This is a genomic window from Mesorhizobium sp. SARCC-RB16n (assembly GCF_008520305.1).
Classification (GTDB): Bacteria; Pseudomonadota; Alphaproteobacteria; order Rhizobiales; family Rhizobiaceae; genus Mesorhizobium.
The window spans coordinates 62,931-69,384 of sequence record NZ_ML703281.1; the positions used below are offsets into that span (position 1 = coordinate 62,931).

A 6,454-nucleotide genomic window follows, 5' to 3' on the forward strand; every position below is an offset into this window, starting at 1 on the left:
TGACGGATGCCGCAAATCCGGTATCATCGCAGGCGAATGAGACTGAGCCACGGAGAGGGCCCGTGCAGCGGCGACTTGAAAAGGACTGGGATCTCACGATCGGCCCCGACACCGTGCGGCTGTTCATTCTCAAGGCCAAGGCGCTGAGTGCGGCCGTCAACGAGGACTATACCGACGGCGCCGAACACGAGGTCGAGTTCGATGGCGACAGGCATGACAATCACCACCATGACGGCCTTGCCGAGGAAAGCTCGGAAAACCTCACCGAGGAAGAGCTGCGCGAGCTGATCAACGACCTGAATGTCGACGAGGCCGCCGAGCTGATCGCGCTGGCCTGGGTCGGCCGCGGCGACTACGACGCTTCGGAATGGTCGGACGCCGTGACCGCAGCGCGCGAGCGCGCCAACAGGCGAACGGCGAAATACCTGCTCGGCATGCCGCTGCTCGCCGACTGGCTGGAAGAGGGGCTGGAAGCGATCGGCGCGTAACGCTGAGGTAACCGATTGTGATCGCGTCGAAGCGTCTATCCAGGCAACTTCAGCGGGCCGCCGCCGTTTGTGGGTGATGGCAAAGCTGAGCTTTCCCCGTAATTGCAGGATTGCATTGGCCATGGCCTTCACGGCTCTGCTGGTCATGCCGGCCGACGCCAGACATCGTTACAAACACCACAAGCCGCTGACCTCGCGCGTGGAGCAGCCGCTGACGCAGCGGGCCGATCAACCGCTGAAGCAGCGAGGCAAGCGACAGCCGAGAGCGCGCGCCGGGCAGCAGCTGACGCCAAATCCGGCACCGCAGAAAACGCAGGATGCTCCGCCATCCGCCGATGTTCCGGTGCCCCAGCCACGTCCGGTGGACACTCCAAAGGCGGACACTCCGCAGAAGCAAGACCAGAACGCTGAAAATCCAAAGAGCGGCGGAGCGCCCGATCTGCTCAAGGACGAGAGGTCCGGTCAGAAAAGCCAGATGCCGTCCGAACCGCCAGCCGATATGGAAAGCGAGCCGGAGCCGCCAGACGTGGCGCCGACGCCGACACCAAGGCCGGATGTCCAGGAGGCCGAGCCTCAGCCGCCTGCCGTCGCCCCGCAGCCCACGTCAAAGCCGGCGGACGCGGGCGATGAGGAAAAGATGCTGCCTGATCCACGCTCGGCCGATGTTCCCGCCGACAAGATGCCGGCCGAGGAAGTCGCCTGCCGCGAGCGCCTGAAGACGCTCGGGGTCGAATTCGAGGAGCACAAAGCCGAAAGCAACCCCGAAATCGGCTGCTCGATTCCCTACCCCATCATGCTGAAGACGCTTGGCAAGTCGATCGCCATCGCACCTGGCGCCGAGCTCAATTGCCCGATGGCCGAGGCGGTGGCGCGTTTTGCCACCGACGTCATCCAGCCGGCGGCGAAAGCCGAATTCGATGCCGACCTGAAATCGATCGGCCAGGCATCGGCCTTCGTCTGCCGACCGCGCAACGGCACCCGCAAACTATCCGAACATGCTTTCGGCAACGCACTCGACATTGCCAGCTTTACGCTGTCCGACGGCAAGACAATCGAGGTCGGGCTGGCGCCACCGGAAAAGGACGCCAAATTCCTCGATGCCGTGCGCAAGGCCGCCTGCGGCCCGTTCAAGACCGTGCTCGGCCCCGGCGCCGACGCCGACCACGCGATGCATTTTCATTTCGACCTGGAGGCTCGCCGGCATGGCGGCACGTTCTGCCAGTGAGCGGACTGATCGCTAGCCACATTTCAGCCGCAGGCGTGAACGCGGGCGCTGAGTTTTCCTTTACCCTTGATCGTTAAAATGCCGGATATCCAGAATTGGGATTCCGCCAATGGCCGGCAAATTTCGCGCCGTTTTCCTCGCCGCCACGCGCAATTTGAAACCTGCTGCGTTGCTGGCCACAGGCCTTGCACTGGCCACGGTTTCGGCCTGCAACACCGGCAGCGTGCTGTCCTTGCAGCCTGCTGTCGATGTCGGTTCGCAGACCGCGGCCGTGCCGCAATATACGGGCTTGCAGAGGCTTGTTCCATCCAATCCCTACATGACGCAGGCCGCCTATCCGCGCATGGATGAGCCGATGTCGCCGCTGGAGCAGATTCCGGCCAGCGAAACGGATTGCCGCCAGCAGCTGAAGCGCCTCGACGTCGCCTACACCGACCTGGCGCCGATCCACGAAGGCCAGTGCGGCATCGACTATCCGGTCAAGGTCACGGCCATCGGCAGCGTCCAGATGAAACCCGCCGCGACGCTGACGTGCGACATGGCGGCCACATTCGCCGCCTGGACGGAGAACGAACTCGTTCCCTCCGCCCGCTGGCGCTACTTCTCCGGCGTCAAGACCATCCACCAGGGCTCCAGCTACTCCTGCCGCAACATCGCCGGTGAAGGCGTGCTATCCGAGCACGGCAAGGGCAACGCCCTCGACGTCATGAGCATCGAACTCAACAATGGCGACGACATCGACGTGCGCAAGCCCGGCCTGTTCGCCTTCCGCACCCGGGGCTTCCTCAACAATGTGCGCGCCGACGGCTGCCAGTATTTCACCACCGTGCTCGGCCCCGGTTACAATTACGATCACCGCAACCATTTCCACTTCGACATCAAGAACCGCAAGAACGGTTATCGCGCCTGCCGCTGATCGCACAGCCGAACTTCGTCATCCCAGGTCTTCGCCGCGTCGCTTCGCTGCATGATGACGAAGACATGATCACCGGCCATGAGAAAGACACCTGCCTGCACCCATAGGGCTCTGGCCCCACCGGCGAAATCTGCTTAGACCCTGACGACATGGGGAGCAAATGAGCCAACGAAGCCTTCGACGCCTGATGATATGGCTTGCCGCGCTATTGGTCGCCTATGTAGCGCTCGCCTATGTCGCCGCGCCGGAATTCTGGACATTCCGTGATCGCGGCTTTCGCAACCAGCGCTTCGAGATGGTCACCCACACGCCGCAAGGCATTCCTGGCGACCCCATCAATGTCGGCCTGGTCGGCACCGAGAAGGAACTGGTGCACGCTTTCGCCGTCGCCGGATGGGACACCGCCGACGCCGTCACCTTGAGAACCGCCATCGATATCGGCGAGAGTGTCCTGTTTGCCCGCCCCTATCCCGATGCGCCGATGAGCCGCCTGCTGTTCGAGGGCCGCGTCCAGGAATTGGCTTTCGAAAAGCCGGTCGGCGATAGTGCCGACCGGCGCCACCACGTCCGTTTCTGGCGGACGGATACGGTCGGCGACGATGGAAGGCCGCTCTGGCTGGGTGCCGCCAGCTTCGATCGCGGCGTCGGCTTGAGCCACGACACGGGCGCCATCACCCATCATATCGGTCCCGACCTCGATGCCGAACGCGACTTCATGATCGGCGACCTGAGTGCCTCTGGCCTGTTGCTCTCAACCAGCGACCTGGCAGGCATCGGCCCCACCAGGACCGGCCGCAATGGCGGCGGCGACCCTTATTTCACCGATGGCAAGGCAATCGTCGGCGTGCTGAAGCAGTCGCCGTGACGCATTTCTCGTCGCCGGCCTGGGACGCCGCCTGATCGACGCGCGTTTGCCGTCATCTTTCTAAAATGGTCTCCGACTATTTTCGAAAGCCGTGCGGCAATGCTATTGAGCCCTCATGCTATACGTTGAAATCGCCACCGTGGTCGTCCTCATCTGCGTGAACGGCCTTCTTTCGATGTCCGAACTCGCTATCGTCTCGTCGCGGCCGGCTCGCCTGAAGGCGATGATCGACCGCAACATCAAGGGTGCCGGCCGCGCGTTGGCGCTTGGCTCCAATCCCGGCAAGTTCCTGTCGTCCGTCCAGATCGGGATCACGCTGGTCGGCGTGCTCTCGGGCGCCTTTTCCGGCGCCACACTCGGCCAGAGGCTGGCGCAATATCTGGCTTCGACAGGCATCCGCGAGAACATCGCCGATCCGCTCGGTGTCGGCATCGTCGTGGCCATCATCACTTATGCCTCGCTGATCATCGGCGAGCTGGTGCCCAAGCAGATCGCGCTGCGCGATCCCGAACGGGTCGCGGTGCGCGCGGCGCCGGCAATGACGATCCTCGCCACCGTCTCGGCCCCTCTGGTCTTCCTGCTCGATATTTCAGGCCGTGCCGTGCTCTGGCTGCTCGGCCAGCGCGGCGAGAGCGAGGAAAAGGTCACCGACGAGGAGATCAAGATGCTGGTCGCCGAGGCCGAACATCACGGCACCATCGAATCCGACGAGCGGCGCATGATCGCCGGTGTCATGCGGCTTGGCGACCGCGCCGTGCGCGCCGTGATGTCGCCGCGTACCGACGTCGACTGGATCAACCTGCAGTCCGATGAAACCACGATCCGCAAGCTTCTGATGGACACCCAGCATTCCCGCCTGCCCGCTGGCGACGGCGGCGTGGATGCCATGATCGGCGTCATCCAGACTCGCGACGTGCTGGCCGCGCTGCTCGGCGGCCGCGCGCTCGACCCGCGCAAATATGTGCGTGCGGCACCCATCGTGCACGACCAGGCCGATGCGCTTGACGTGCTGCAGAAGCTGAAGGAGAGCAACGTGCCGATGGCGCTGGTGCATGACGAATACGGCCACTTCGAAGGCATCGTCACCCCCGCCGACATTCTGGAAGCCATCACCGGCGTCTTCCGCTCGGACCTCGAGGCCGGCGAGGAAGAAAACGCCGTCCAGCGCGACGACGGCTCATGGCTGCTCGCCGGCTACATGCAGGCCGACGAGATGGCCGAGGTGCTGGGCATCGACCTGCCGGAGAACCGCGACTACGAGACCGTCGCCGGCTATGTGCTGTCGCACATGCACCATCTGCCGGCGACCGGTGAATGCGTCGATGCGCAGGGCTGGCGCTTCGAGGTGGTCGACCTCGATGGCCGCCGCATCGACAAGCTGATCGCCACCCGCCTGCCCAGCGGCCACCGCGAGATGGCGCGCTGACGGTTCAAATGTCCAGGGACGATGGCGGTCATTGGCATGGTGCCGGCTGATTGCCGGCCCGCGATCTACTGCTCCGCGAAAGCCCGCGAGAATGAATCGAGCATCGGCCGCGCAAGATACTCTAGGAATGTCCGATCGCCGGTGCTGATGAATGCCTCGACCGGCGTCCCGGGATAGAGCTGCTCGCGCCGCACGCCGGGCGGCAGGTCGGCGGCAATCGTCAGTTTGGCGCGGAAATAGGGTTCACGCGTGGTCTGGTCGATGAGCCGATCCGCCGAAATCTGTGTCACGGTGGCTGAAACCTCTGGCGTGAGCCGCGCGTTCAAGGCGGACAATCGCAGTTTCACCGTCTGACCGACCCTGACCTGGTCGATGTCCTTCGGCCGCAGCTTTGCATCGACGACCAGGCCCGACGCGGTGGGCAGGATCTCCATGATCTTTTCGCCCGGAGCAATCACGCTGCCCTTGGAATTGTAGGTCGACGACACCACGATGCCTGCCGCCGGCGCCTTGATCGTCGTTCGTCGCAGCACCGCCTCTGCCGCCCTGGTCTGTTCCTCGACGTCGGCCAAATTGGAGCGAACGTCGTCGAGTTTCGTCAGCGCCTCCTCGACGCGTTGCGTGGTCAGGCGCTCGGTCTGCTCCTGGGCTTCGACGATCTGGGTGTTAGCCGCCGCGAGATTGGCCTCCAGCGCCCCGGCCTGCCCGACGAGATCGGCCTCGCTGCGCAAAAGCTGGGAGTATTCGGTACGATTGGTGAGGCCCCTGTCCAGCAGATTGGTCTTGATGCCGAGTTCTTTCTTGACGACTTCGGCTTGTTGCTGAATGGCCTGTTTTTGGGCCTGCAATCCCACCACCGACTGCCGGTGCATGGCGACCCGCTGCGCCAGGATCGATTGCTCCGACCGGAACCGGGCGAGCCTGGCGTCGAATTCTTTCTGCTGTTCTCGAATCAGGATCTCGAAATCGTGCTGGAAAGGTGCCGGCGCCGCTTCTGCGATTGGCGCCAGCCTGTCCAGCCCGTCGCGTTCCGCCTCCAGCCGCGCCGCACTTGCCTTGAGCGCGATCGACTGTCTCGTCAGCCGGTTGAGATCGGCCTGCGCGGCCGTTGGGTCCAGCACGATCAGATCCTGGGCCAGTTGCACGCGATCGCCTTCATGGACCAGCAGCGCCTGGACGATACCGCCTTCACGATGCTGGATCTGGATGTTTCCGCCCGTCGCCGAGATCGTGCCTTGCGTGATCACCGCTCCCGACAAGGGGGCGCTGACGGCCCAATAGCCGAAACCGCCCGCCAGCAGCGCTATGGCGGCATAACCGGTAAGGGCCACGCGTCTTATGTCGGTGCGTGGCTGACTATCCCAGGCGAGGCTCTGTATCGTCATCGTCAGGATCCGAAACTGCCACCCGCACGGATCGTCGGGGCGAACGACCCGGTCACCACCGTGCTCTGCTGGGGGCCCTTGATGAGCGACCGCCGCAGCATCTCGCCGCTTGGCCCGAAGGCTTCGATCATGCCGCCGCGCAAAAGCAT

Annotated in this window: 6 protein-coding genes; 5 read left to right on the forward strand and 1 reads right to left on the reverse strand. The window is 64.0% G+C overall.

Going from position 1 to position 6,454, the window contains the following annotated elements; genetic code table 11:
* Positions 1-62: 62 nt before the first annotated feature.
* From C7I87_RS25520 to C7I87_RS25540, 5 genes are all read left to right on the forward strand, one after another.
* A complete protein-coding gene (locus C7I87_RS25520) occupies positions 63-488 on the forward strand; it encodes a DUF3775 domain-containing protein (protein ID WP_149906818.1) in 426 nt (141 codons plus the stop codon).
* Between the two features lie 121 nt (positions 489-609).
* Positions 610-1,713 carry an extensin family protein gene (locus C7I87_RS25525; RefSeq protein ID WP_373424767.1) on the forward strand — a complete coding sequence of 368 codons (1,104 nt, stop codon included), beginning with the start codon at positions 610-612 and terminating at the stop codon, positions 1,711-1,713.
* A 109-nt stretch (positions 1,714-1,822) separates the two neighbouring features.
* The gene (locus tag C7I87_RS25530) at positions 1,823-2,629 is read left to right on the forward strand and encodes an extensin-like domain-containing protein (RefSeq protein ID WP_149906820.1); all 807 of its coding nucleotides are present in this window, start codon (positions 1,823-1,825) and stop codon (positions 2,627-2,629) included.
* Positions 2,630-2,789: 160 nt separating this feature from the next.
* Entirely contained in the window at positions 2,790-3,494 is a 705-nt protein-coding gene (locus C7I87_RS25535) for an LssY C-terminal domain-containing protein (protein ID WP_149906821.1), read from the forward strand.
* A gap of 115 nt (positions 3,495-3,609) precedes the next feature.
* Entirely contained in the window at positions 3,610-4,920 is a 1,311-nt protein-coding gene (locus tag C7I87_RS25540) for a hemolysin family protein (protein WP_149906822.1), read from the forward strand.
* 65 nt (positions 4,921-4,985) lie between these two features.
* On the opposite strand, the gene C7I87_RS25545 is transcribed toward C7I87_RS25540, so the two are convergent.
* A complete protein-coding gene (locus tag C7I87_RS25545; protein WP_149906823.1) occupies positions 4,986-6,305 on the reverse strand; it encodes an HlyD family type I secretion periplasmic adaptor subunit in 1,320 nt (439 codons plus the stop codon).
* Between the last annotated feature and the right edge of the window lie 149 nt (positions 6,306-6,454).